Origin of the sequence: Lewinella sp. LCG006 (assembly GCF_040784935.1) — a bacterium.
Lineage (GTDB): Bacteria > Bacteroidota > Bacteroidia > Chitinophagales > Saprospiraceae > Lewinella.
This window is the reverse complement of record NZ_CP160680.1, coordinates 4823402-4849791: the sequence shown is the minus strand read 5'-3', so window position 1 is coordinate 4849791 and position 26390 is coordinate 4823402. Positions and strand designations below refer to the sequence as shown.

Sequence of the window (26390 nt, the reverse complement as noted above, 5' to 3'; positions counted from 1 at the left end):
ACCCAAGAAAAGAACCGAAAACAATACCAAATAGATCACCGCAGCACCGTCACATCTCCAAACAACTTCAGCTGGGAGCCATCCACCAGTGCTACCTCTACCTGCCAAATGTAGACGCCGGCGGGAGCAACTTTGCCGTTAATCATGCCATTCCAAAAATCACTCGTATCCTGGGGGTCAATGGTGCTTTTTGCGTAAACGACAGCCCCCCAGCGGTCGACGATAGCCAGGTTTTTAAGGGCCGCCACCCCACAGTCTGGAAACAGTTGAAAATAGTCATTGATACCGTCACGATTGGGGCTAAAAACATTGGGGACGTACATCAGCTTTTCCCTCGCTAAGACCGGGCTTACCAAGGCTGTATCCGTGCACATATAGTCGTTGATGACCGTCAACTGATAACGAGATAAAAAAGGTACCTGCAAGGTCGGTGCGGGACAATCGTAGCAACTTAGTCCTTCGTTGGGGGTCCAGGAGTAGCTTACCGCGTTGTCTCCCGTGATCTCGGAGCTTAAACTGACGGTTTCACAGAAATCAGTTTCGATCACCCGAGGCAAAACAATGCTTGGAGAAGGAAGCACTGTCACCCAAACGCTGGCTGTATCGGTACAATACCCATTATCGATAAAGACTTCATACTGTCCAGCCTGATCTGGGCGGATGGTGGGTATGCTTATTAGCGAGTCGCTACTTTGCAACTCCGCTGGCCCCGACCACCGGAACGTCTCCAACGTACCATTACCTTCTGCGCTGAGCACCATATCTTCTCTTTCGCAATATTCAAGTTCCCCCATGATGGAGGCCTGAATTTCCTCCGCCACTTCAACTTCAATGGTTCTAACTTGCTCACAAGCGCCATACCTTGCTGTCATCTCAAAAGTGCCTGTATAAGCAGGCGTTACCGGATTTATTTGTGTTTGCTCTTGGGTGGAAAAAAAGATTTCGGGGCCCCTCCAGGTAACACTACCATCCGGATCTACGGTGGCATTAAGTTGCAGGGGCAAGCCTGCACAAAGCGGGCTGTTACTGGTGGCTGTTACTTGCAATTGCTCGTTGGGAGGATCAATTATAATGGTGGTATCCTTCCAGGCAAAACTACACCTGCTGTTCTGAGGGGTAACCTGGGCAATATGATATTCTCCAGGACGGAGACTATCTAATACGAAGGTTTGATCGTTATCAATGTCCAACTGAAAATTGAACTCCTCCCAACTCTGATTACGTAATTTAATTTGATAATTTTCTCCCGCCAACAGCAAAGGGGAAGAGACAATCATCTGAGCGTCATTGGCGTCAAGACAATTGGACGGAGGGATAACCTCTACCTGTACCTGATCAATCGGTTGTGGATTGGAGGCAAATTGAGACGCATCGCCGATGAATCCGACCGTCTGTGGATCATCAGACGCCATGTAGCCGCCAAAAAGCGATGGTAAATTGAAAAGATGAGCCTGGTTATCGATGTAGCCGACAGGAATATCTACCACCGCTGCATTGATCGTAATGACCACTTGCTCTTTCGGAGCGACGTTGAGATTATTAATGGTTATCAAGTTGGTGCCCACCCCGGTACCCGGAGCAATCGTACCGCTAAAACCTCCGGTAACACCCTGGATAATGATTCCTTCGGGGATCGTATCCGTAAGCATGAGATCGGTCAATGGTATATTGGAGCGATTGTTGATTTTCAAGACAAAGCTTAATTCAGCATTGCTGCAAGGCGTAAAACGGGTGATAATATCATTTTCAAAAGAAAGACTATAAGGACAAGAACAACCATCACTGATCGCCGCTTGCGGCGGACTCAATCCCTGGACAAAGGTAGCTCCCGTGGTTGGGTTAATGGAAATCAACCGGTTCTCGATAAACGGCCCCGTAGTGAAGGGCCCTAAACCAAACAGCTGGCCTTCCTTCGTAAAAAACAGACTCCCCAGCTGAAGTATAACATTAATGGGAATAGCCGCAACCGGCGTCACCATACCAGCATTGGGGTCGGTAAAGTCCAGGTTGATGCGCAGGAGATACCCACGAGTGGCTGCGGGGAGGAAATCATTCTGCAAATAATTACCCTGAAAAGCGTAGGCTACGGTTGGATCATTGGGGTCGATAGCAAAATCATCCAATCGAGTTGTAAAAGGTCCACTATTTTCTGATTCGGGATCCCAAAAAAGATCCAGCTGATTGACCAGTTGAAAGTTATCAATCACCTCATAGACCAAGATCTTGTCCAGCTCATTGCTATGGCAGAGGTACAATCCTTCCGGAGAACAATCTCCCGCATAAGCATTCAGCTGGGGTACCGTACCGATTACTTCGTAGCTGCCATTGGAGCGAAGTCTTACGATAGACTGGGTACTTGCTTGAAAGCCATAAATGTAATTGTCCTTTGGATTGAAGCCTACCGCATCAAAGCTTTCCCCAATGTAAACGGGAAAGCCACTGTAGAAGACAGCTCCAAACCCACCGAAACTAATGCTATAAACAGTGGTATTGCTCGAGGCCGCAGACAACATCAAGCGGCCATCGCAAGGAAAGGTCTGGCTATTTACGATAAAGTAAAGGAAAGAAAAAACGAAAGAAAGAAGGGAAACCCGTAACAATGACATCGGTTCAGTTGACAATGGATTGTAATTTACTTAAACATTGGGAGGTTTATGGTTATACTGTGCACATAAAAGCATCGGTTCTCTGACAATTTTTGTGGTAGGCTAAAAAAACACGCTAGATATAGGCAAAATCACACTTGATTATATATTTTCTAGTCTATTGATGAAAATGTATTTTAGCACTGAACGAGGCAAAAAACGTAGGCGATGCAGGCATCAACGTCCCGACACCTCGAGATTTAGCGACGTGCAAGGTCAAAAGGCATTCATCAAGAAGGCTGATTTATTTACTCAACATCACTAAATCAAAAACCAATGATAAAAATAGCCCTTCTTACCTGCCAGCATTGGCCTGGTGCCCTGGCGGGAGAACAATTATTTGCCAGGGAGTTCCCGCCGCAGTACGATGTCCGGGTGGAAGTATGGAACGACGCGTCAGTCAAATGGTCGGATTATGACTGCCTGATCTTCAGGACCACCTGGGATTATTTCAACTACCCTGTCCAATTTGCTACCTGGCTCGACACCATCGAGCAGCTCAACATCAAGACCTTGAACCCTATCCAGGTCGTTAAGCGCAACCAACATAAGTTCTATCTTCAAGACTTGCAAAACCAGGGCATTGCGATCATTCCTACGGTTTTCATCCCCAAGGGTACGGGCTTGGACCTCTCGCTTTTAGCCCAAAACAATTGGACGCAAGCCGTTATCAAACCCGCGATTTCGGGGGGATCTTATGCGACCAAGCTTTTTTCCATCAACGAGATCGACAAAATAACCGCTGAGTATGCAGAGGTGGCGCTTGAACGCGACCTCCTGGTGCAACCTTTTATGCCCGAAATCCAGTCGATGGGCGAGATTTCCATACTGTTTTTCAACGGGCAATTTTCCCACGCCATTCTGAAAAAACCAAAAGCAGACGATTTCCGGGTACAGTCGCAATTTGGGGGTGATTACCAAATCTATCAACCTGATGCTGCGCTGGTTGAAACCGCCGCCCATATTGTCAAAACCTTCAGCGAAGACCTCCTTTATGCCCGGGTGGACGGTATTCTAAAGGATGGCGTTTTCTTACTGATGGAGGTAGAGCTGATTGAGCCTGACTTGTATTTCAGCCATGTACCCGCAGCGAAGGGACGCTTTTTTGAGGCATTAGGAAAGCTGCTGAGGTAAGCAAGTGCATTCAAATCAGCCAAGCTAAAATCAGTTCGCAAAATTCCCAAACAAGCTTTAATATTACCGCCTAGTCGAATAGGTAGTCAGCAAAAATTAGTACCTTGAAAAAATACACAACACCATGGAAAAAAATCAGTCAAGTATTATCGTACTCCTCTTCTTTCTACTGATAGCTTGTATAACCAGCAGCAGTGCCCAAAATACGCCTACGAAATCCCTTTTGGCTGGAGCAGCGAAGGTCAATATCACCCCAGATTTAGACGAACTGCCGGAGCAATTTATCGGTATCTACGACAGTATTTACACCAGGGCAATAGTAGTGAGTGATGGTAACCAAGAAATTGCACTCGTTACCGTCGACGTTGGGGGACTTAATGATATGATCGCTGAGCGCCTGCTAGCTCGTATAGAAAACCTTACCGGAATTCCTGCTGACAACATTATGCTGACGGCCACCCATACCCACAGTGTACCCTTCGGGATCAAGGGAGAAAAATTCGAATCAAAAATAGCCAGCGCGGTAAAGTTGGCCTTGGAGCAGATGCAGCCCGCGAGGATCGGTTTTGGCGAAGGCGTCTCCTACATTAATGTCAACAGAAACATTATCGACCCCGAAACCAGAAGATGGTGGGAGGGGCCCAATTATGATGGGCCGTCGGATAAAACGGTAGCAGTAGTCACCTTTGAATCATTAGCGGGGAAACCGATTGCAGTGTATTACAATTATGCTATGCACGCCGTTATTTCTGGCATGTTCGACATGGTGAGTAGTGATGTTCCAGGGGCTTGCTCTAAATATATAGAAGACAACTTTGACAACGAGATTGTCGCGGTTTGGTCTACGGGGGCATGCGGAGACCAGAACCCCATTTTTTATCAACAGACCTATGATTTAAGAGAGATCCGCATCAAAGAGTTTGCCAGCAGGGGAATTGATATCAGTAATAAAATGCCTCCTGGTGGGTCCGGATTGGATAGAGATGATCCACAAGTTGCCAAACTCATGGAACAACAAAAACAGATGCTCAAATCTATGGGGCAGTTTTTAGGCGAAGAGGTCTTGCACGTCATGAGAGGCATAGAAAGAAAAGTAGCCCACCCAAACATTCATGTAAATAGACAAACGGTAACCTGCGCTGGGCGTAAACGCTTGGACGAGGGCAGAGCCGGATATCCTGGCGTTTACGAAGATGCCGATCCGATTGATCTAAAACTGGGCTTGATAACGATTGGAGATATTGCTTTTACTTCCGTAAACGGGGAGGTCTTCAACCCAATTTCTACCCGGCTCAAAAAAGAGTCGCCTTACGCCAATACCATGATGTTGACTTTGACCAATGGTTACGCCAAGTCAGGATACATCCCACACGATGCGGCCTTCGGCACGTATACCTTTGAAGTCGTATCTTCCAAATTAAAGCCAGGCTGTGCGGAAAATGCCATTGTGAATGGTTTATTGGATATGATGTACGAAAGTTTGTACCCCAAGGAATAAATCCATCCGCACTGGCCAACCACACCGTCTAACTATTAAAAAAACGAGGAAACTTCCAGCTAATAACCTACAAATTCAACTCCCGCATGCTCTCCACCTTGTTGCGTGCTAGAAATTCGTCGATGGTTTCGAAGTGTTCGATGACCCTTTTGTCTTTAAATTCGAAGACTTTGTGGGCGAGTCCTTTCAAGAAATCCCGGTCGTGAGAAACCAGAATCAAGGTGCCGTCATAATCAAGGAGGGCTTCTTTCAGAACGTCTTTGGAACGAAGATCCAGGTGGTTGGTCGGCTCATCCAGAATGAGGAGATTGACGGGTTCCAAAAGTAGTTTGACCATCGCCAGGCGCGTCTTTTCACCACCGGAAAGCACCGACACTTTTTTCTCTATATCGTCGCCCTGAAACATGAAGCCGCCCAGGATGTTCTTCAACTTGGTGCGAATATCGCCTTTGGCTACCTCATCAACGGTCTCGAAAACGGTTATTTTTTCATCCAACAACGAAGCCTGGTTTTGGGCAAAATAGCCGATCTCTATGTTGTGACCGATTTTGCAGGTGCCTTCCACCTCGATCTCTTCCATGATGGCTTTGATCATCGTTGACTTTCCTTCGCCGTTTCTTCCTACGAAAGCTACTTTTTCACCGCGTGATATGGTCAGATTGGCATCCTTAAAGACCACGTAATCATCGTACTTTTTGGAAAGGTCCTTGACGATCAGGGGATAATCACCTGACCTCGGTGCGGGAGGAAATTTCAGCTTCAAAGCAGAATTATCTACTTCATCAACTTCAATGATTTCCAATTTTTCCAGCATGCGTTCTACGGAAGATACCTGGTTGGTTTTGGAATAAGTACCCTTGAATCTTTCCACAAAACGTTCTTGCTCGGCAATCCATTTTTGCTGTTCCCGGAAGGCTTTAAGTTGGCTTTCCCGTCGATCTTCACGCAAGACGAGATAGTGGGAATAGTTGGCTTTGTAATCGTAAATTTTCCCGAGGGTAAGCTCAATGGTACGATTGGTGATGTTGTCAATAAATGCCTTGTCGTGGGAAATCACCACTACGGCATTGGCTTTGTTGACCAAAAAGTCTTCCAACCAAACCACCGATTCGATATCAATATGGTTGGTAGGCTCATCCAGCAGGATTACATCAGGCTTTTGCAGAAGGATTTTCGCCAACTCAATCCGCATCCGCCAGCCGCCGGAAAACTCACTGGTCGGGCGCGTGAAATCTTCTCTTTTGAAGCCCAATCCCAACAAGGCTTTTTCCACCTCTGCGGCATGGTTGACTTCCTCCAGGTTGTAAAAAAGCTCTCCTACGTCGGTGGCCTTGGCGATGAGCTCCATGTAGCTGTCGGATTCGTAATCCGTACGTTCGCTCATCTCCTGATTGAGCCGCTCCAATTCATCCTTGAGCGCAAAGTATTCGCGGTAGGCCTTGGCGGCTTCCTCCGCAACGGTGCAATTATCTTCCGTAAGGAGGTGTTGCGGCAGATAAGCGATGGTCGTCCGCTCTGCCTTGTTGATATTGCCTTTATTGGGTTTCTGGACGCCCGCGATGATCTTCATCAGCGTAGATTTTCCAGCACCATTTTTGCCCATCAACGCGATCTTGTCATTCTCGTTGATGACAAAAGAAATATTGTCGAAAAGCGCCCGATCAGAAAAGGCTACCGTGAGGCCGTCTATTGAAACCATAGGAGGGGTTGTAAATTTTGTGCAAAAGTAGGAATTGTTCGCAAAATGGCAACCATCTGTGCAGGATAGGCCGCGGAGTTTTACGGATCAAACAGATTGCCACAGATTTAAATGAGTTATATTTACCTAATTGGGGAGTTGTCTCCGGAAGTAGGAAGGCATTTTCTCCTTAAGTTGGAAGGCATTTTGGAAATACCTTCCAACTTTAAAAAATTTATTAATCAAGTGTGTTAGCAAACAAAAAAATAATGAAACAAGTCTACTTACTCCTTCTCCTATTTGCTTTTGCCATAGGAAACACCCAAAGCTTACCCTTTGATTTTGAGAACGGTATCACCACCGCAGATTTTGAAGATTTTGACGGCGGGACGGCCACGGTCATTCCCAACCCTCAAATGAGTGGTATCAATACCAGCGCCACGGTGGCACAAATCGTCAGAAATGGCGGAGCTGTTTTTGCGGGTAGCAAAATACTCCTGGCAGAAAACCTGGATTTCTCTACCTTAAACACCCTCTCTATGAAGGTTTTTACGACGGCTCCGGTGGGTACGACCGTTAAGTTCAAACTTGAAGGGGTGGGTGCTGCCGAGCGAGATGTGCAAACCACCGTTTCCAACGAATGGGAGACGCTGACCTGGGATTTTACGGGTACACCCGCTAATTTCAATTACCTGGTCTTCATGTTCGACTTTGGCAATGTTGGGGATGGCTCAGCTAATTCCACCTTTCTCTTTGATGATGTGGAACAACTATTCGGAGGCGCACAGCTGGATTTGCCCGTAACCTTCGAAGACCCCGACGTTAACTACACTTTGACCGATTTTGAGGGCAATCAATCGTTCATCGTCACCGACCCAACTGATCCTAGCAATACCGTTGGAGAAATCCTTAAGGACAACCTGGCCGGATCATCAGCCGGTACCACCATTGGTACACCAGGAGGATTCGCTACGAATATCCCTTTGAGCCTCACCGATTCCAAGATGACGGTACGAGTGTGGTCGCCCGATGCGGGCATTCCAGTGCGCCTGAAAGTAGAAGATTCCAATGACCCTACCCGCACCTGCGAAACCCAAACCAATACGACCGTCGCGGGTGAATGGGAAACCCTGGAATTTGACTTCGCGAACGAAGCTACCGGGACGGCAGCCTTAAGTTTTGGCTTAGGTTTAGGCTGGACGTACAACAAGGCTTCCATTTTCTTCAACTTCGGTACCACGGGTGCCGCTGCTGGCACAAAAACCTACTATTTTGATGATGTAGCTTTTGACGGAGACATTTCGGGAACCTCTGATTATGCTCTGGAAGGACTAAAAGTATTTCCCAACCCTGCTACGGATCAATGGAACATCAGCGCTGAAAATGCCCTCATCCATTCGGTGGAGGTGTTTGATATCCAAGGCAAGCTAATGCTGGTCCTTCGTCCGGATAGCCCTACGGCAAGCATCAATGCCGCCAACTTGGCAACCGGCATCTATGTGGCTAAAATAGCGACGGCGTCAGGGGTAGGAGTTATACGGCTGGTGAAAGAATAAGGCCTGCTGGGTGGATTGTTTTGAACCATATAAGGGCATAGAAGGGCATATTAGTACTGATATGCCTTATATGGTTCAACCTAAATTAGCTCAGAAAGTTGATTTACACAAAAGCGCCAAAAAATGAAAGTCGAATACGATAACTATTACCAAACGGAAGATTTATTTGGAGCGCCTTATCCAGAATTGATTGCTTTTTACGCTTCAATGGAAAAGAAAGGTCGGCTCTTAGACGTAGGGTGTGGACAAGGAAGAGACGCCATTGCTTTGGCTAAACTAGGCTACGAGGTTGTTGGAATTGACTATTCAGAGGTTGGGATTGGGCAACTCAATGAGATTGCGAAAAAGGAAAAACTACCCCTAAAAGGGATCGTCCTGGACATGTATAGCTACTCGGATTTCGATCAATTTGAATACATACTTTTAAATAGTATGTTTCACTTTGGCAAAAAAGAAAGAGAGCAGGAATCAGAGCTACTAGAGAAAATTATCGAAATATCAAGTCCGGAGACCCTAATCACTATTTGTATCCAAAAGACGGGTAAAAAGGTGGAGGTACTCCATTCGATCTATGCAAAAATCCCCCACTTAGAAGTCATTCAACAAAAAGAATTAACGTACAGATTTGAAGACAAAGCATCAAAGCATAGCTCAGAAACAAAGTATGAGATGATCACGCTCAAGAAATTGAAAAAGAGTTAGACTGGCGACTTTTGTTTCCGCTAGTCCTGAACCAACGAGTGTGGCGGGCGACACCCTTTTCTGGGACTTCACCCAGCTGCACCCCGGTGCCAGCAGTTCCGTGGAAATGATGATGACCATTGCTGGCGTAGCGTTTATTGGGTCTACCCTAACCATCGAATAAAAATATCAGATATTAAAGCTTTTATCGGACAAGGCCTAAACATGAAGTATAGAATAATACTGACACTTTTTACCTGTTTGACAACTTGCATAGTATTAGGCAATATGGCTTCTCCACTATTAGAAGGAACTTTAGGAGGGCTTACTTTTATTAACAGGAATGCAGATGTATTAAGCGAAGAAATTGTCATCACGCCTGATAGCCTCTTCAACACGGCTATGTTCAATGTCAAGTATATTATCAGAACTGATTCGAATGGAGTCTCGATTCCTTTAGTTTTCCATACCAAAGGTTACAGAGATGGAATAGAAATCATTTTTGATGGCCAAAAAGTAGACATTGCATCTTTTTTTCCAGCGAATTACAATCACTTTTCAGCTCTAGGGCTTGATACTTTAGCCAGTGGAATAACGGTCAAATGGAGCGAAAATCATTACATCTATGAAAGAGGAAAAGACCTTCAGTATTTTGAAGTTGACCTAATTAAAGGAACTCATACCATTGAAGTAAAATACGTGGCAGAGGCCTGGATAGATAGAAGTGACTGGGTAAAAAAGAGAAGTTTATATTATTCGTTGTTGCCGATTACGTTTTGGAAGTCACAAGGCGATATTCGTATTAAACTTGATTACTCAAATGTAGCTGCTTTCCTCAATGATATAAGTGTTAATCTTAACTCTAATTATGAGGAAGATAAAAATCAGCAAAGTAGATCATGGACCTTGTCTGAAATAGAAGATGAGTATCTAGCCATAGAATATACCCCAAAGATAAGTACGCTTTCAAAGTGGTTAATTAAAATTTCACCTACTGGGATTACATTCATTTTCACCATTCTGTTAGGGTTTCTACATCTGTGGTGTATCCGGTATGGCAGAAATCAATCCCGAAGTGTTAGAAAATTTCTCGTCTATTCAGGCGGGCTAACTGTACCGATATTGGTATTTTTGATCTACATGTATTCCTACTTTATCATTGATGACACGCTAGCTGATCATGCTAGTGCGTATCATGGATATACCTTCCTCACGATCATATTTGTACCATTCGGTGTAGTGTTTCAAACTTTCATCGCGAATTGGTACAATCGCGCTCTGGGGGAATAAGCTTGAATAAACGCTCCTCAAACACCAACAAAAAAGAGGCAGCCCGTTACCGAACCACCTCTTTAATGTATTCTAAACAATGTGAGTTAAGGGGTCACCGAAGGTAATCCCTATACCCCTGTCCGCTTGGCCAGGCGGGCTGCACTAAGTACCTAGTACTCTGAAATTTAGCTTACTTCAGATCAAAACGATCAAGGTTCATGACCTTGTCCCATGCTGCTACGAAGTCTTTTACAAACTTCTTGTCAGCATCACTGCATCCGTAAACTTCGGCGATGGCACGGAGTTCTGAGTTCGATCCGAAGATCAAGTCCGCGCGTGTACCTGTCCACTTCAGCTCTCCCGTCTTGCGGTCGTGACCTTCAAAGACATCCTGTGCATCAGAAGTTGCTTTCCAGGTTGTTCCCAGATCAAGGAGATGCATGAAGAAATCGTTGGTCAGTGCTCCTGGGCGCTTGGTGAAGACACCGTGCTGAGAATGGTCGTAGTTAGTGTTGAGTACACGCATACCCCCTAACAGCACCGTCATTTCAGGGGCCGTCAAAGTCATCAACTGCGCACGGTCTACCAGCATTTCCTCGGCAGTCGTTTTGTGCAAAGGCTTGAAGTAATTGCGGAAACCATCAGCAGCTGGCTCCAGTGGTGCGAAACCTTCTACATCCGTTTGTTCCTGGGTAGCATCGCCACGGCCTGGCGTAAACGGTACGGTGATATCATGACCAGCATTCTTTGCTGCTTGCTCTACACCAGCGCAGCCCGCCAGTACGATCAAGTCGGCCATAGACACCTCCTTCTTAAAGGCAGCTTTCACGCCTTCCAGTGCTTTCAATACTTTGGCCAACTGGGTGGGGTTGTTGGCTTCCCAGTCTTTCTGTGGAGCCAAACGGATGCGGCCACCATTGGCACCACCCCGCTTATCAGAACCACGGAAAGTAGAGGCCGAAGCCCAGGCAGTACTTACCAATTCTGACACCGACAAACCAGTAGCCAGGATTTTTCCTTTCAGTTCTGCAATATCCTGATCGTTGATCAGCTCGTGGGTAACGGCAGGGATAGGATCTTGCCAGATCAAATCTTCCGCAGGCACCTCAGGACCCAGGTAGCGAGTAATCGGCCCCATGTCACGGTGGGTCAGCTTGAACCAGGCACGCGCGAAGGCATCAGCAAACTCATCAGGATTTTCGTAAAAACGACGAGAAATTTTCTCGTAGGCAGGATCTACGCGCAAAGCAAGGTCCGTTGTAAGCATGAATGGTGCGTGCTTGATCGCAGGATCATGGGCATCAGGCACCGTACCAGCACCAGCGCCATTCTTTGGCCGCCACTGATGAGCACCGGCAGGACTCTTGGTCAGTTCCCACTCGAAACCAAAGAGGTTCTCAAAGTAGTTGTTGCTCCATTTGGTTGGCGTCGTCGTCCAGGCACCTTCGAGTCCACTGGTAATGGTGTGGATACCACTACCGCTGCCGAAGGAATTTTTCCAACCCATCCCTTGCTCTTCAATCCCGGCAGCTGCGGGCTCACGGCCAACGTACTCATCGGGGTTGGCAGCACCGTGGGTTTTACCAAAGGTGTGTCCACCTGCAATCAATGCTACGGTTTCTTCGTCATTCATCGCCATCCGGCCGAAGGTCTCGCGGATGTCGCGAGCGGAGGCCAGTGGATCAGGGTTGCCGTTAGGGCCTTCAGGATTCACGTAGATCAATCCCATCTGTACGGCACCCAGTGGGTTCTCCAATTCGCGGTCGCCGGTGTAGCGCTTGTCGCCCAGCCACTCGGTTTCAGAACCCCAGTAAACATCTTCTTCTGGCTCCCAAATGTCCTCACGGCCACCAGCAAAACCAAAGGTTTCAAAACCCATAGACTCCAAGGCGCAGTTGCCCGTCAGAATCATTAGATCGGCCCAAGAAATTTTGCGTCCGTACTTTTGCTTGATCGGCCACAATAACAAGCGTGCTTTGTCCAGGTTGGCGTTGTCTGGCCAGCTGTTGAGCGGCGCAAAACGCTGTGTACCTGAACCTGCACCACCACGACCGTCGGCAATCCGGTAAGTTCCGGCACTGTGCCAGGCCATGCGGATGAAAAAGGGTCCGTAGTGCCCGTAATCGGCTGGCCACCAATCCTGAGAGGTGGTCATCAAGTCCATGATGTCCTGCTTCACGGCTGCCAAATCCAGGCTCTTGAATTCTTCGGCATAGTCAAACTCCTCGTCCATCGGATTGGAGAGCTTAGAGTTTTGACGAAGAATGTTTAGTTTTAGTTGATTGGGCCACCAGTCACGGTTAGACGTACCACTACCGGCGCTGGCTTTTAGAGGTCCACCCATAAAAGGGCATTTGGCTTCACCATTGCTATTCACACTATAGCTTGTGCCACCCGTTGGGTGGTCCGAAGGCTTATTATGCTCCATTGCTGAATATTTATTGATTATTAATAGTCCAAAACTAAGATAATTATTACCTATAGGGTTTATTCAAGTATAAGCAAAACTTATACACTGTATTTTCCCTCTGTATAACCCTAAAATACCCCCTATCGTTCTTTGAAGCCCCACAAAATCGAAGAAAAGCACTACATTAGAACGGTTCTAAACAGCAGGTAGCAAATGGTTTCGCCTGCAAGCGATAAAATACAGTAAACCAATTTCTTAGATACAATCACATCATGGATGTACAAGATTTAATTGCCCCTGAAAATGAGCAGCTTTATGCCAAGGTCAAGGACCATTTCGAGATTCAACTGGTAGAAAACCCTGATTGGCGAGCAGCTGCCTGGAGATCCTCCATTGAAGAAGATATGGTTGTTATTCAATATGGTTCTATCGCCTCACCGCAGGCTTCTTTTGCCCACGAATTGCTGCATATTGAAATGATAATCAACGGCTTCCAACCCATTTTTTCGGGAATATCCCTCCACCCCAAAACGCAGCAATTCCTCCCTACTATCATCAAGTACCTCAACCGTACTTTTCAAGATCATAAAACGGCAGCGCCTTTTCTCTTAATGGGTTATCCTCCTGAACAATTTTATAACCAGGAAGAATATCCACTGGCCGATTTCCTGCTCGAGGAATTGGAAAAAGAAAGCCATTCTCGCTTGTACATTGCCCTACTCTACCTCGATTTCACTGCCCCCTTGACCGGCCTCAGCCAGGCACAACAACTTGCGCTGCAAATTGCGTTTGACCAATACCATGGAAGAGAATTTGGACCAATGTTCCTCCGAATAGATAAAATCATCCATGATTGGGTACACGACAAAGGCTATGCTGCTGAAGCTTACTTCATTGATTTACTATTGACTATCGGGGTCAAAGACACCTGGTTAGCTTACGAAAAGAATGCTGTGGACAATATCAAGCAGCATTTTCCGGATGCCGGGTTCTTCGTTGGGGAAAGCTTCCTAGCTTCGGCCATTAAAAACAGGGAAAATGAATAAAGATTATCAATCAGTGCTATGCCGTCATTTTTGAACGAAAAGGCAGGAAGTACTTTCTCATCAATGCCGGGTTCTGGGGAATCTCATTGGTCTTGATGGCTTGCATCATTTCTAAATGGGGTGGAATTCCAGTTTATTAGACTTGTTCTGCCAATGACAATTCTCGTGCATACACAAACTTATGCACGGGAATTGCTTTATTTATGATCAGATAGCTGAAACATTCTATTATCTTACTTACAAGAATATTACTCTTTTTCATCCAATAGCATTTCTCCATGTCTCTTTCCAATTTTAGCCATGCAATCATGTTTTTTCTGTTCTTCCTGATCTGCCAAAAACTTGATGCCCAAAATGAATCCTTCACCATGACGGCCATTGGGCCCAACAATTTGCTCAACAAACCCTGGGACCTGCATTTTGGACCAGATGGCTACCTCTGGATCACGGAAAGAGAAGCAGCTGTTGTTCTCCGGGTGAATCCCGCCACGGGCCAGCGAGATGATTTGATCCAAATCCCTGATGCCTCCTCCACGGGTGGGCAAGATGGATTGCTGGGCATCACGTTTCATGAGGATTTTTTGGGCGAAAGCCCCTACGTTTACCTGTCCTACACCTACCTTCTGGCGGGAGAGCGGCGACAAAAACTGGTCAGATATACTCACGAAATAACGGATGACGATGGCACCCTGACCGCTCCGATCACCTTGATCGACAACCTACCGGCCAGTAATGACCACAACTCCGGCAGATTGGTTTTGGGCCCGGACCAAAAACTCTACTACTCCATCGGTGATCAGGGAAACAACCAGAACAGCAATTATTGCCGGCCCATCCTGGCGCAGATGCTGCCCTTACAGTCGCAAATTGACCAGCAAGATTGGACCAATTATCCCGGAAAAATCCTGCGCCTTAATCTCGACGGCACTATCCCCGAAGACAATCCGCTGCTCGCAGGAGTGAGGAGCCACGTTTATTCCTACGGTCACCGCAATCCTCAGGGCCTCGTTTTTAGCAGTACCGGCGCCCTGTACAGCGATGAACACGGTCCGAATACGGATGATGAAGTCAACCGTATCGTTGCCGGCGACAACTATGGCTGGCCGCGTGTGGCGGGTTTTCAGGATGATCAAGCCTATGATTATTGCAATTGGTCGTCGGCTGCCGACTGCGAAAGCTTGGATTATTCTAACGGCTCCTGCCCTGCGGAGCTTGAGTTTTTAGAGGAAAGCAGCTTTTCAGCGCCCAATTATCGCGAGCCGCTGTTCTCGATGTTTGCGGTTCCTGACGACTATGACTACAACAACCCGGCTTGTCAGAATGCCTGGATTTGCCGGCCCAACGTAGCACCTTCGAGCCTGGGCATCTACGAGAGTGAGGCCATTCCCGGGTGGACCAATTCGCTGTTGGTTACCAGTTTGAAAAGAGGCAGGGTTTACCGCTTGCGCCTCAATGAAGATGGCACCGCGATCGTGGGCGATACCACACAGCATTTCTACACCCAAAACCGCTACCGTGCCATCGCCGCCGATCCCGACGGCAAGTCTTTTTACGTGATCACCGACCAATCGGGCAATACCTCCGGCCCAACGGGCTTGACGGTCACCAATAACCTGCAAAACCCGGGTGCTATATTGAAATTCACCCTCCAGGAACCGGTTTCGGTAACGAATGAGCAGGCTCCTCCCCTGCTGAACATCTGGCCCAATCCGGCATCCAGCAAGGTGTACTTCACCTTAAAAGAGCACCAGCAAAACCACCTCACCGCCGAGCTGATCAATGCCACCGGGCAAGTCGTTCGTACCATGACGGACTTACAAGCTGGTACCCACGAAATCATTACAGAAGATTTTCCTGCTGGTGTTTACACCTTCAAACTCTCCGCCGTGGGGCAATTTTGGTTGCAGCGGGTGGTGATTTTTTAAGGGTTTGTGCCAGCTCTTACTTTGGATTATAATTGGCCGCGGAGTCGCGGAGACACGGAGGTTTTTATAGGAGGGCTAAAAGGTCTGATGGGAGCATTCCCAGAGATATTTCCAAATGCTTACTTCCTACTCGAATAAAACACTTATTTTGCTTTCTTACTTTAAAGCTATGATTCTCTGACATTAGCTTGATATGAATATTTCGCTATTTATGGAAACCAATCCTGAGCTGGAGCTCGCTTTCGAATACATTAGTCAGACCAAACGGCATGTTTTTTTAACGGGTAAGGCCGGTACCGGTAAAACTACTTTTCTGCATCGGGTACGTCAGGAGATTCCCAAGCGGATGGTGGTGGTCGCACCTACCGGCGTGGCGGCGATCAATGCCAAAGGGGTGACGATTCACAGCCTGTTCCAGTTGCCTTTTGGGCTGATGACGCCCGATGAGATGAGCATGGAGATTGGTAAACGCAGGTTTTCGCGTAAGAAAATAGACCTCATCAAAGGGCTTGACCTGCTAGTGATTGATGAGATCAGCATGGTCAGAGCCGATGTACTGGATGCCGTAGATGCGGTGCTCAAACGTTTCCGACAAGCAAGCACCCCTTTTGGAGGCTTGCAGCTACTCATGATTGGTGATCTCCATCAATTACCGCCCGTGGTAAGGCCCGACGAATGGTACCAAATGCAAAGCCACTATCCTACGCCTTACTTTTTTGGCAGTATTGCATTGCGGCAAGCGGCACCAACAGTCATTCAGCTGACCCACATTTATCGGCAATCGGATAACCAGTTTATTGAATTACTCAACAAGGTACGCAACAACAATATTGATCCCGCCAGCTTGGAGACCCTCAACCAGCGCTACCAGCCCGACTTTAATCCCGCCGAAGACGAAGGCTACATTACGCTTACCTCTCATAACAATACGGCCCACCAGATTAATACGGAAAAACTGCAACAGCTGCCAGGGCGCGAACACACATTCAAGGCCATTATCGAAGGAGATTTTCCATCATCGATGTACCCCAACGACGAGCAGATTGTCTTGAAAGTGGGCGCGCAGGTCATGTTTAACAAAAACGACAACTACCCCGACAGGATGTATTACAATGGTAAAATTGGGGTGATTACCGATATTTTTGGCGACCACATTACCGTAGAATGCCCCGACGAGGAACCGATCGACGTTTACCCGACCATCTGGGAAAACCGTAAGTACGAACTCAACCCTGACACCAAAGAGATAGAGGATCAGGTGGTAGGCACTTACGAGCAGCATCCCCTCAAATTGGCCTGGGCCATTACCATTCATAAAAGCCAGGGCCTGACTTTCGACAAGGTCATCATCGACGCCCAAGCTGCTTTTGCGCATGGTCAGGTATACGTAGCCCTCAGTCGTTGCAAAACCTTTGAAGGAATTGTGCTGCGGACGCCTATCGATTCGGGCAGTGTGCGCACCGATACCGTCGTGCGCAATTACTCGGAAACGGCGGCAGAAAACCAGCCTACCGAAGCGCAGTTGTTGGCCGACAAGCGCTTGTACCAAGCCGATTGCTTACGCGAATTATTCAACTTTTCGGAGGTCGAAAAGGCAGCTCGCTGGTTGTTGCGCGCCCTGCTGGAACACGAGCGGGCGATTCAGGGCGACGGCCCGGAACAGTTTAAAATCCTGTTGCAGGAAATGGAGGAAAAGGTATTTACGATTGGCAATAAATTCCTGCCCTGGTTGGAGATTTATTTCCGCGAAGGCGGCCTACCGACAGAACACGAAAAGTTGGCCGAACGCCTGGAAGGAGCTGCGCTCTATTTCATGCCCTACCTGAGCGACCAACTCCTGCCCAAGCTGCAATCATTCAGTGTACTCACCGATAACCAAAATGCCCGCAAACAAGTAGATCGGCGACTGTATGACTTACGGCTCCTGGTCTTCACCAAGTTGCGCTTGTTTGAAAGTATCCATACCGGTTTTGATCCTACCGCCTATATCAAAGCCAAGGCCAATGCCGAGATCGATTTTGAGCAGAAGCCGGACAAGCAGCCCAAATTGTCGGGTATCCCTAAAGACCTACCCCACCGCGACTTGTATTTACAGTTGGTGAAATGGCGGCTGGAAAAAGCGGAAGAAAGAGAGGTGGCGGCCTTTACCATTGCGGCCAATAAAACACTGCTGGAAATTGTGCAGGTATTGCCCACCAACAGCAAGTCCTTGTTGCGGGTGGGTGGCTTTGGCAAAAAACGCCTCGCGGATCACGGCGAGGAGGTGCTGGAAATTGTGACCGCTTATGTACAGGAGCACCAGCTGGTACCCGACCTGTTGGATTTTGCTTCTACGGCTCCGAAAGCGCCTCCCAAGCCCGACACCAAAAAACTGACCCTCGACCTGCACCTGGCCGGAAAAACCATCGCCGAAATTGCCGCGGAACGCGAACTAACCGAAGGCACCATCAGCGGCCACCTGGCCCACTGGGTAGACACCGGCGATCTGCCGATCACCGTTTTGATCTCTCAGGAGGACATAGACCTCATCTCGCCCTACCTCCTGGAACATCCCGATCTCAGCCTGGGAGAGGTGTTCCGGCATTTTGAGGAGAAGTATAGTTATGGTGCTTTGCGGGCGGTAAGGGGGTTATTGGGGTGAGGGGGGGGGTGGATAACTAAATTTCTAAAGACTTTCCACTTTAACTGGGAGTATCCATTGAACTGTGTCTGCGTCAAAAGTAGACACATTTAATTATGTCAAAGAAAACCAAAAAAGAAGAGACTCTGTCGGATTTCGATTTTGAGTCATATCGCCAGCAAGTTATTGCGGGCCTAATTCAAGGTAAGGGATTAACAGGAGAAGACGGTCTTCTCAAGCCTTTGATTGCTAACTTTTTGGAAGGAGCTTTAGCGGCAGAACTAGAAGACCACATCCAAGGGGAAAAAGCCCAAGGTTTAACCAATAAGCGCAATGGGCAGCTATCTAAGGAAGTTCGCTCCGAGGCTGGCCCTGTTGAGATTCACTACAGCCGTGATCGTAACGGTAGTTTCGAGCCCTTGACGGTCAAGAAGCGGCAATATGAACTAGGCTTAGGTTTTGACAACCAGATTCTGGAGCTGTACTCAATGAGTAACTCAATCAGTGACATTCGGTTGCACTTAGAGCGTATGTACGGGGCTCAGATGAGCGACAGTCGTATTTCGTCTGTAATCAACAGCACTTGGGAGCGAGTAGAAGCTTGGCGAAACAGTCCCTTACCTGCGCTGTTGGTAGTGATGTTCATTGATGCGATCTATTTGGATGTACGTCGTGATGGACAGGTCAGCCGTATTGCCCTTTATGTTGTATACGGGATTACGGTGGAAGGAAAACGCGAGATCATTGCTTTGATTCCTGGTCAAGGAGCCGAAAGTGCTACAGAGTGGGCACGTTGTTTACAGCAGCTTAAAAATCGCGGTCTAGAGGATGTCCTCTACATATGCAGCGATGGTTTGACAGGTTTACGTGAAGTGATCGCCGAGACTTTTCCTTTAGCTAATATCCAGCGTTGTGTGGTTCACAAAATTCGCAATACCTTTAAGTTACTGGACGAAAAGGATAGCCGTCAGGTTTTACGTCAGCTTAAGGAAGTTTACAACGCTGTCAACGAGGCCGAAGCCCGCAGGAAATTGGAAGATTTCCAGGTTTTCTGGCAAGGCAAATACGATCTGGTTGTAGACTTGTGGCTCAAAGATTGGGATGATTTAATGAGATGTATGCAATTGAGTCCGACGCTGAAAAAGTTGATTTACACGACCAATGCCATCGAAAACCTCAACCGGGAAATTCGCCGGGTGACTAAGGCCAAAGGCGCATGGGTCAGCGAACGAGCTTTGCTTATTCAGTTGTTCTTAGCACTGGAACGTAAAAAAAACAGCTGGAATAAATCAGTAAGAACATGGAGTGCTATTCGACGTGAATTAACGCTAGCACATGGGGATCGATTTACCAAACATATTTCCTAAAGTTGCAGACACAGTTCAATGGACACTCCCCTTTAACTTTCTTCCTTTTTGTCCTCAACTCTTTCTTTTATCCACTTCAATATACCATCATATGAAAGCTTACCTGATGCAATATTAATAACGAAATCATATTTATCGTTCTCTTCGGCATTTATGTCTTTTCTATCATCTAGCAATAGAATCCTCATAAGTACATAGCCTGTCCTTTTGTTACCATCCATGAATGGATGATTTATGAGAATCGATTCTATTATCGCAGCAGCCTTTTCAACTGAAGTGGGATATAAATCTTGGCCATCAAAAGTTTGATAGGGCCTTGCTATTGCAGATTTCAATAAACCCTTATCTCGCAGACCTTGATGTCCTCCATATCTACTTATAAGAACACGATGTATCCCAAGAGCAAGCTCAATAGTTATCATTGAGCAAGACGTTTCAAGAGATGGTCATCTTCCATCATAATATTTCCCAGATGTTCACTAACATTACTATCTATTTCAGTGAGCTTTGTCATTGCTTCTAAATAACCCAACAATCCATCAAGCTGACTATCAGGTACTTGAGACACAATTTCGATAATTTTCAATCTTACTTCTTCCATATACTATCTTTATAAACGTTCATAAATATAACAGAAGTTTGGCAAATTTGGTTTCCTAGGGCAAGTACCATTGAATATCCATAAGAGTGTGTATATTGGCAGGCCTGTCTGCCAGCCAGGTAGATTCGTCCAACTGAGCCTCAACGCATGACCTCGCTACGCTCCGTCAGGCTTTGAGGCTTTTTTGTTAGCTACATTCTACATTTCACTTGGCTCTTTTAAGGTTTTAATCAAGTAATCTTCATACTCCTCAAGATGGTGTTTCTCCATTTTGCCCCAATAGTTAGCAAAATATTCATATTCCTTCCCATCATAAATAACTTTTGGGTAATGACCATACATTTGTCCTCCATCATATCCTTTTCTGTCCGTATTCAATATTATTGATCCACATCCTCCACAATGTGCCCACATCACAAATGAGTAAATCAATTCATTTGACCCCCAATAATTACTTGCAATTTGGTTAATAAAATCACTTGGAAATTTTTTCTCCTCATGGTCAAAATCTGCAATTATTTCTGTTAACAAATACTCTTCAACTGTTGCGTGGTAGTTAAGTATCTCCGTTTTCTTAGGCAATTTCGTATTTTCAATTACTCGATTTTTTTCTTTCTCAGGTAAGGATTGGTATCGCTCTATTATTTCCAATGCAAGGACAGGACTAATCTGTAATAAAAGCCTTCCCTCTAGCCATCTTTTTTTTAAAGCTGATCTCATTGATCTAGTTAGATCATTCTCTTTTTCAATTCCAATCCTTGAATAAAAGTATATTATTTCGTCTGGAAAAGAGATTCCATACATCTCTGTAAATCTTTCGAACTCATCCTCTGTGATGAAATACCTATCTTTAAAATCACTTTTCCCGTTAAATAACACCTTATGCTTGTCCAGTAACTTTATGATTCTCACACTCTCCATCTCACATTTTATTTTTTATTTTTTGTTTTTTGATCTAATAGCTACTTTATTTCGCATCGTGGTAGCAACGTTAGGTGCATAATACTACTCATTATTCTGATAAATAAAAAACAGTATTGGATAAGTTGTTTTGGGATCCTTAATAAGCTTCACTTGATACAGGTCATAGTTCCAAACGATAGAAACGCCTTCCTCCGTCCTAACAAAACTGTGTTTGACATCATCAATATTATCTTTTTCAAACCCTAGTACTACAGCAAGTGAATCGAATAATTTATCGACCTCTGTGTAGAAAACAAAATCCGAATAATTATTCCGATTCCGCTTAAATGAGATTATATGAAGTCCATCTTGATATTGTTCGTATACTATAGAGTCAAAAAAGTTGAAGTAGAAAATTGGCAATCTTATGCCATAGACATCAACTGGATCATGCTCAGTTCCCTTTCTTGCAGAAACGATTTCTTCTTTCTTAACAAAGCTGAACGCTTCCAAAAGTGGATCATCAGCTTTTCCTGAGAAATCGTGAATTATTCTATTTATGAAACTGATAAATTCACTTGGATTAACGACTTTCGTGGTGATACCAAATTTTTCATATAACACCTCTGCCTTTCTCATTAGCTTTTTATCTCCAGCCACGAAAAAGTCGCAATGTGCAGCATAGAAAGCATGCTCTGCATCGGCCTGTATGTTTTGTAAATTATCAGTTTTCTTTGGAAGCTTGTCAGGCTTATAGCCAATTAAATCTAACATCATGTAGGATGTGGTGAAGACTTCAAATCGACTTGGAGGAACATCCCTTTCCCCAAAACTAGCTTCTACCATTTGCAAAAAAGATAGGTCTGTATCGCTAATAGAGTTGAGATATTTGTCAATTCTATCTATAACTTCTTCTGCCCGCCAATTGCCGGCATTTGATTCTAATTTAACACCCTCCTGTTTAATCGTACTACGGAACCCCTTATAATAGTCTCTATCTGTCGTGAGATTTCTAAGGAAAGGCCCGATGTCTTTCATTAAATCCCACATGGTTGACATAGGAGTTATATTCGGGAAGATCATTTTCAGCATACCTTCATTTTCAGGGGTAATCTGAAAATTCAGAGGAACAGAGTCATATATTAGTTTCAGTGCCGTCGCAATTTCGTGGTCTGACTCATCGTCTAGATCCCTGAAAATGTTCTCGAAATCAAATAAGTCTAGTATATCTTCATTTTCTAAGAAATAATCTACGTAAAGCTGTGGGTCACCAATCAATGGCTCAGTTCTACTACCATTCCACCTAATCACATGGTTTTTAGTGATTCTACGAAGAGTATCAATATCCTCATTAAAAAGTTTATTATCCGGAGAATAACTTTTCATCACATCCTGAAAATGAGTAGGCGAATAAGGGCATAGAAGCTTATTGCTATTTACTTCAATAAAATCGCTTAACTCCCGAAACGCAGAACGCTTTAAGTTGCTCATGACATTCCAATCCAGGTATACTCTAATCACTTCAAACTATTTACCACTAACCAATAGATTTACTAGATGATAAGTTCCTTAATTTGATTACGCCCAACTCAAAGCCCCATCTCCTCCCACTCCCCACACCAAGCTCCTCTCCGACCATCTCCAGCGCAGACATGTCAGTCGCCAACGCCCAAAGCCTTTGGCGACGAGCCGTTGAACCTGCCTTAATACCTTTATCACCCCTGATCAAGATTTCCGATAATAGCTATAGTGGAAAAGCGCATTTCGTCTTTTTTACTTACCGACTAATTTAAGCTTTTTTCGGTATTCCTGCGCCATTTCTTGTGTAAACGTCAGCGCAACTTGCTCGGGAATAAAATCCTCTCCATATTTCCTGCTTATCCTCCAGTCCAAAAACTGTCGAAAAGCATAACCATACGTCGACACGGTTGCCGGACTGTAGTTCTTTAAGATCAAATACATGCGCTATCCTTGCGGGTAGGCTGCTTTTGTTTTTATCGCTTTTTGTTTTGTGAATGAGGTAACGGAAATAGCGAATAGGAAATGAATAATCAATTGAAAAACAATGAATTGATGATGAAAACGAGGTGATTTTGTTCAGCTGCATGGTTATGCACAGGTCGACGATAGGAGGCATCAGGTAGGTATTAGCGGCGGAAGGCTTTCTACACCCTCTATTTTTCATTCAAGTTATCATTTTCAACTACTTCCTTACAGTATCTCTCTTCGTAAAAATATTTGATTGTGATTGTTATTAACATAACAATGAAAATCACATCGGGGTCTTCAAAAAACAGGTATAATATGATAAGGACAATTATAGTGGCTATAAACACCTTTGCCGGACATACATTCTCTGGATTTATAATCTTCATTTTCTCATGTTTTGATACACCAAACTCTTAAGCTGACCATCACCAGTGCAGACAGGTCAGTCGCCAACTGCCAACACCTTTGGCGAAAAGCCGTTGAACCTGTCTCAAAACGTTTACCACCCCTGATCAAGATTTCCGATAATAGCTATAGTGGAAAAGCGCATTTTATCCGTTTTACTTACCGACTAATTTAGGCTTTTTTCCGGTATTCCTGCGCCATTTATAAAGAAAGCTCACCTACCCGAGTTAGCAGTGCTTTGCTTTTTGCCACCAACAATGATTACCACTGTTGAAACCTAATTCCTACTTGATTGTCGAGAATCGCGAATTCTTTGGCTCCCCAAGGTCGTGTAGTCCTCCGAACAGCTTTTACTTTTTCCCGACAGCTAAGTGGTTTCACGCTACCTGGCTTAGCCGAACCCGTCTGGCCACCAGACAGGCAGACGGGTTCGTGGCTACTTTGGGGTAGCTTTGCTGCTCCCTGCCGGCCATTCTGGCACAGTAGACGAGCTTCGGGGTGGGCCTCACACAAACACTTTGATCGGTATACATCATTGCAAAAAACGCTTCATTGGCTCATTTAATTTTTGTTCAGGCTTAGTAGATTATCCACACCGTTTGCGGTATAGATGGCCTTTGTCGTGTCGTTCAATACTTGGTTGTAGTTTTCGATAGCTTGTTTCAGTCCAGAAAAATCGACAACTGTTCTAAATGGCTTTTCGCCAAAAGGCGTGTTTACTAATTGTAATACCGCTTCTGCCACTCGTTCAGGTCGTTGTTCAGGGATAGATTCTACATAAGCGACATACCCTTGTATCGAAGCTTCAGGAAGATGAGCCATTTCACCATATTGATTCCTTCTTTCCGTATCGCTTGGGGTGATCATGCCACTCATAAAGCCCGTCGGAAATCCGCCCGGTTCTACAATACATGATTCTATGCCAAAGCCTGAAAGTTCTGCTCGATAACCTTCTGCTAAAGATTCCAAGGCGTATTTTGAAGCAGAATAAGACGCAAGAAATGGGGTGGTGACTCTGCCTATGCAACTTGAAGTATGAATAATTGTTCCTTTCCCTTGATGTCGAAGATGTGGTAAAACCGCTCTCATCAGGCGTTGAACGCCGAAAACATTTACGTCAAACATTCTTTGAATATCATCAGCAGTAAAACATTCAAGAATACCATTTGCGCCGATGCCTGCATTGTTGAAAACGGTATCTAAACCGCCCATTAGCTCTATCGCTGCATTCACGCCCGCATTCACGCTTTCTTCGTTGGTGACATCCATTTCTACCAAAGCCACACCTTTTCCTTTTAACTCATTGGCGATAGCTTCATTTTTACCTGAAACGGAACGCATTGTTCCTACCACCTGATGTCCGTTTTCTGCTAATTGAATACAAGCTAGACTACCAAAAGCACCACTGGCTCCTGTTACTAAAATTTTATGTTTCATCTTATCCATTATTAAGTGATTTAATGAAACAAATATCTGATGAGAAAGAGATGGAGCTTAACACGAAAGGGGGAAGATTAAACACAAATCGCAGATACGAAAAAAGGAAGCTGGTTGTGCTTCCTTCTGTTCTAGTGCCCAAAGCACTAATTTAACTGTCTGTATTCTTGGGGTGTTTTACCTGTTTTTTGCTTGAAAAGTCTCCCGAAGTAGTGTGGATAATTAAAACCAAGTGTGTAAGCTATTCCGCTTATTGAATCGGTAGAGCTTAGTAGTAAGTGTTTTGCTTTGTCGATCAGAAAATCATTGATATGATCTTTTGCGGAACGTCCTGTTTCTTTGGCAAGTAGGTCACTCAAATAACTCGCCGATAAATGACAGTGGTCTGCTAAATATTGAATGCTTGGCGGCCCTGTCTCTATGAGTTGGTTATCCGAATAATATTTTTTTAGCAACAACTCAACTTTAGAAACAATATCAATATTACTTGCTGCACGAGTATTAAACTGCCTTTCGTAAAATCGTTTACTGTAATTTAGCAATAATTCAATATTTGACACGAGTACTTGCTGACTATGATTATCTATTCGCTCTTTGATTTCTTCCCGAATCAGCTGAACAATTTGATTAAGCGTATTTTGCTCATTTTCTGAAAGATGCAATGCTTCGTGAACTTCGTAATTAAAGAAGTTGTAGGAATCAATTTTCGAACAAAGTACTGTATTTCTTATCAAGTTGGGATGAAAATAGAGCATCCAGCCTTTTACCTGATTCAATTCTTGTGGTCGCTTGACGGTAATTACCTGTTTTGGTGCGGTAAAAATTAAGACACCCTCATCAAAGTCATAAGCATTCCTACCGTAATCAATACCACAGCTTGAGTCTTTTAGGGCAATGCAGTATAGGTCAGAAGAAAAGCGCTTACCAACCGTTTCTTCTCCATAAGCAAGTTGCTGGGTGTCTAAGACGGTAATCAAAGGATGTGTAGGTTTCCCTAATCCAAATACCGACCTAATTTCAGTAATTGATTCCGAATGAATAATCTGCTCGCTCATTTTATTTTCTTTACACAAACTTATTCCAACATGCTGAGATTCATTAACACAAATCGCTGAATGACAAACACTTTTTCGTTTATTGGGGAAACATCAAATATCATTATTGGTAGAAAAACCAGGTATTTGTTCATCCTATTTTTTTAGTCACCGACAAGCTCTTTACAC

At 45.2% G+C, this 26390-nt stretch carries 20 protein-coding genes; 10 read left to right on the top strand and 10 right to left on the bottom strand.

Annotated elements, in window-relative coordinates; translation table 11 throughout:
- Positions 1 to 35: 35 nt before the first annotated feature.
- Complete coding sequence (locus AB0L18_RS17410) at positions 36 to 2621, bottom strand: gliding motility-associated C-terminal domain-containing protein (protein WP_367388585.1); 2586 nt, start codon at positions 2619 to 2621, stop codon at positions 36 to 38.
- A gap of 300 nt (positions 2622 to 2921) precedes the next feature.
- Between AB0L18_RS17410 and AB0L18_RS17405 the strand changes: the two genes are divergently transcribed.
- Positions 2922 to 3779: a RimK family alpha-L-glutamate ligase gene (locus AB0L18_RS17405; protein WP_367388584.1), complete on the top strand. Its 858-nt coding sequence runs from the start codon at positions 2922 to 2924 to the stop codon at positions 3777 to 3779.
- A gap of 124 nt (positions 3780 to 3903) precedes the next feature.
- On the top strand, positions 3904 to 5277 hold the full coding sequence (locus AB0L18_RS17400) for a neutral/alkaline non-lysosomal ceramidase N-terminal domain-containing protein (RefSeq protein WP_367388583.1): 1374 nt from the start codon (positions 3904 to 3906) through the stop codon (positions 5275 to 5277).
- Between the two features lie 67 nt (positions 5278 to 5344).
- Here the strand turns inward: AB0L18_RS17400 and AB0L18_RS17395 are convergent, their stop codons facing one another.
- The gene (locus AB0L18_RS17395; protein ID WP_367388582.1) at positions 5345 to 6976 is read right to left on the bottom strand and encodes an ABC-F family ATP-binding cassette domain-containing protein; all 1632 of its coding nucleotides are present in this window, start codon (positions 6974 to 6976) and stop codon (positions 5345 to 5347) included.
- 248 nt (positions 6977 to 7224) lie between these two features.
- On the opposite strand from AB0L18_RS17395, the gene AB0L18_RS17390 reads away from it, so the two are divergent.
- From AB0L18_RS17390 to AB0L18_RS17375, 4 genes are all read left to right on the top strand, one after another.
- Positions 7225 to 8511, top strand: coding sequence for a T9SS type A sorting domain-containing protein (locus AB0L18_RS17390; RefSeq protein WP_367388581.1), 1287 nt, complete (start codon positions 7225 to 7227; stop codon positions 8509 to 8511).
- 123 nt (positions 8512 to 8634) lie between these two features.
- Positions 8635 to 9213, top strand: coding sequence for a class I SAM-dependent methyltransferase (locus AB0L18_RS17385; RefSeq protein WP_367388580.1), 579 nt, complete (start codon positions 8635 to 8637; stop codon positions 9211 to 9213).
- A gap of 40 nt (positions 9214 to 9253) precedes the next feature.
- Entirely contained in the window at positions 9254 to 9376 is a 123-nt protein-coding gene (locus AB0L18_RS17380) for a hypothetical protein (protein WP_367388579.1), read from the top strand.
- Positions 9377 to 9417: 41 nt separating this feature from the next.
- Positions 9418 to 10482, top strand: coding sequence for a hypothetical protein (locus AB0L18_RS17375; RefSeq protein ID WP_367388578.1), 1065 nt, complete (start codon positions 9418 to 9420; stop codon positions 10480 to 10482).
- Between the two features lie 172 nt (positions 10483 to 10654).
- Here the strand turns inward: AB0L18_RS17375 and katG are convergent, their stop codons facing one another.
- Entirely contained in the window at positions 10655 to 12892 is a 2238-nt protein-coding gene (katG, locus tag AB0L18_RS17370) for a catalase/peroxidase HPI (RefSeq protein ID WP_367388577.1), read from the bottom strand.
- Positions 12893 to 13146: 254 nt separating this feature from the next.
- Here katG and AB0L18_RS17365 point away from each other — a divergent pair, with 254 nt between their 5' ends.
- From AB0L18_RS17365 to AB0L18_RS17350, 4 genes are all read left to right on the top strand, one after another.
- Positions 13147 to 13920: a hypothetical protein gene (locus AB0L18_RS17365; RefSeq protein ID WP_367388576.1), complete on the top strand. Its 774-nt coding sequence runs from the start codon at positions 13147 to 13149 to the stop codon at positions 13918 to 13920.
- Between the two features lie 278 nt (positions 13921 to 14198).
- Entirely contained in the window at positions 14199 to 15845 is a 1647-nt protein-coding gene (locus AB0L18_RS17360; RefSeq protein WP_367388575.1) for a glucose/sorbosone family PQQ-dependent dehydrogenase, read from the top strand.
- Between the two features lie 193 nt (positions 15846 to 16038).
- Positions 16039 to 18486, top strand: coding sequence for a helix-turn-helix domain-containing protein (locus tag AB0L18_RS17355; protein WP_367388574.1), 2448 nt, complete (start codon positions 16039 to 16041; stop codon positions 18484 to 18486).
- Between the two features lie 95 nt (positions 18487 to 18581).
- The gene (locus tag AB0L18_RS17350) at positions 18582 to 19832 is read left to right on the top strand and encodes an IS256 family transposase (RefSeq protein ID WP_367388148.1); all 1251 of its coding nucleotides are present in this window, start codon (positions 18582 to 18584) and stop codon (positions 19830 to 19832) included.
- Positions 19833 to 19864: 32 nt separating this feature from the next.
- Here the strand turns inward: AB0L18_RS17350 and AB0L18_RS17345 are convergent, their stop codons facing one another.
- The 7 genes from AB0L18_RS17345 to AB0L18_RS17315 all read right to left on the bottom strand — a co-directional run bounded on the left by AB0L18_RS17345 (position 19865) and on the right by AB0L18_RS17315 (position 26222).
- On the bottom strand, positions 19865 to 20254 hold the full coding sequence (locus AB0L18_RS17345; RefSeq protein ID WP_367388573.1) for a type II toxin-antitoxin system death-on-curing family toxin: 390 nt from the start codon (positions 20252 to 20254) through the stop codon (positions 19865 to 19867).
- Entirely contained in the window at positions 20251 to 20433 is a 183-nt protein-coding gene (locus AB0L18_RS17340) for a hypothetical protein (protein WP_367388572.1), read from the bottom strand. Before AB0L18_RS17340 ends, AB0L18_RS17345 begins: the two co-directional genes overlap by 4 nt.
- 198 nt (positions 20434 to 20631) lie before the next feature.
- The gene (locus AB0L18_RS17335) at positions 20632 to 21345 is read right to left on the bottom strand and encodes a hypothetical protein (protein ID WP_367388571.1); all 714 of its coding nucleotides are present in this window, start codon (positions 21343 to 21345) and stop codon (positions 20632 to 20634) included.
- Between the two features lie 93 nt (positions 21346 to 21438).
- A complete protein-coding gene (locus AB0L18_RS17330; protein WP_367388570.1) occupies positions 21439 to 22827 on the bottom strand; it encodes a hypothetical protein in 1389 nt (462 codons plus the stop codon).
- A 298-nt stretch (positions 22828 to 23125) separates the two neighbouring features.
- Complete coding sequence (locus tag AB0L18_RS17325) at positions 23126 to 23521, bottom strand: hypothetical protein (RefSeq protein WP_367388569.1); 396 nt, start codon at positions 23519 to 23521, stop codon at positions 23126 to 23128.
- Positions 23522 to 24291: 770 nt separating this feature from the next.
- A complete protein-coding gene (locus tag AB0L18_RS17320; RefSeq protein ID WP_367388568.1) occupies positions 24292 to 25176 on the bottom strand; it encodes an SDR family oxidoreductase in 885 nt (294 codons plus the stop codon).
- 137 nt (positions 25177 to 25313) lie between these two features.
- Positions 25314 to 26222 carry a helix-turn-helix domain-containing protein gene (locus tag AB0L18_RS17315; RefSeq protein ID WP_367388567.1) on the bottom strand — a complete coding sequence of 303 codons (909 nt, stop codon included), beginning with the start codon at positions 26220 to 26222 and terminating at the stop codon, positions 25314 to 25316.
- Positions 26223 to 26390: the final 168 nt, after the last annotated feature.

Excerpts from the sequence above, each read along its gene's own strand:
- AB0L18_RS17405 (WP_367388584.1), top strand. The coding sequence starts at position 2,922 with ATGATAAAAATAGCCCTTCTTACCTGCCAGCATTGGCCTGGTGCCCTG.
- AB0L18_RS17400 (WP_367388583.1), top strand. The coding sequence starts at position 3,904 with ATGGAAAAAAATCAGTCAAGTATTATCGTACTCCTCTTCTTTCTACTG.
- AB0L18_RS17395 (WP_367388582.1), bottom strand. The coding sequence starts at position 6,976 with ATGGTTTCAATAGACGGCCTCACGGTAGCCTTTTCTGATCGGGCGCTT.
- AB0L18_RS17390 (WP_367388581.1), top strand. The coding sequence starts at position 7,225 with ATGAAACAAGTCTACTTACTCCTTCTCCTATTTGCTTTTGCCATAGGA.
- AB0L18_RS17385 (WP_367388580.1), top strand. The coding sequence starts at position 8,635 with ATGAAAGTCGAATACGATAACTATTACCAAACGGAAGATTTATTTGGA.
- AB0L18_RS17375 (WP_367388578.1), top strand. The coding sequence starts at position 9,418 with ATGAAGTATAGAATAATACTGACACTTTTTACCTGTTTGACAACTTGC.
- katG (WP_367388577.1), bottom strand. The coding sequence starts at position 12,892 with ATGGAGCATAATAAGCCTTCGGACCACCCAACGGGTGGCACAAGCTAT.
- AB0L18_RS17365 (WP_367388576.1), top strand. The coding sequence starts at position 13,147 with ATGGATGTACAAGATTTAATTGCCCCTGAAAATGAGCAGCTTTATGCC.
- AB0L18_RS17360 (WP_367388575.1), top strand. The coding sequence starts at position 14,199 with ATGTCTCTTTCCAATTTTAGCCATGCAATCATGTTTTTTCTGTTCTTC.
- AB0L18_RS17355 (WP_367388574.1), top strand. The coding sequence starts at position 16,039 with ATGAATATTTCGCTATTTATGGAAACCAATCCTGAGCTGGAGCTCGCT.
- AB0L18_RS17350 (WP_367388148.1), top strand. The coding sequence starts at position 18,582 with ATGTCAAAGAAAACCAAAAAAGAAGAGACTCTGTCGGATTTCGATTTT.
- AB0L18_RS17345 (WP_367388573.1), bottom strand. The coding sequence starts at position 20,254 with ATGATAACTATTGAGCTTGCTCTTGGGATACATCGTGTTCTTATAAGT.
- AB0L18_RS17340 (WP_367388572.1), bottom strand. The coding sequence starts at position 20,433 with ATGGAAGAAGTAAGATTGAAAATTATCGAAATTGTGTCTCAAGTACCT.
- AB0L18_RS17330 (WP_367388570.1), bottom strand. The coding sequence starts at position 22,827 with ATGAGCAACTTAAAGCGTTCTGCGTTTCGGGAGTTAAGCGATTTTATT.
- AB0L18_RS17325 (WP_367388569.1), bottom strand. The coding sequence starts at position 23,521 with ATGAAAAATAGAGGGTGTAGAAAGCCTTCCGCCGCTAATACCTACCTG.
- AB0L18_RS17320 (WP_367388568.1), bottom strand. The coding sequence starts at position 25,176 with ATGGATAAGATGAAACATAAAATTTTAGTAACAGGAGCCAGTGGTGCT.
- AB0L18_RS17315 (WP_367388567.1), bottom strand. The coding sequence starts at position 26,222 with ATGAGCGAGCAGATTATTCATTCGGAATCAATTACTGAAATTAGGTCG.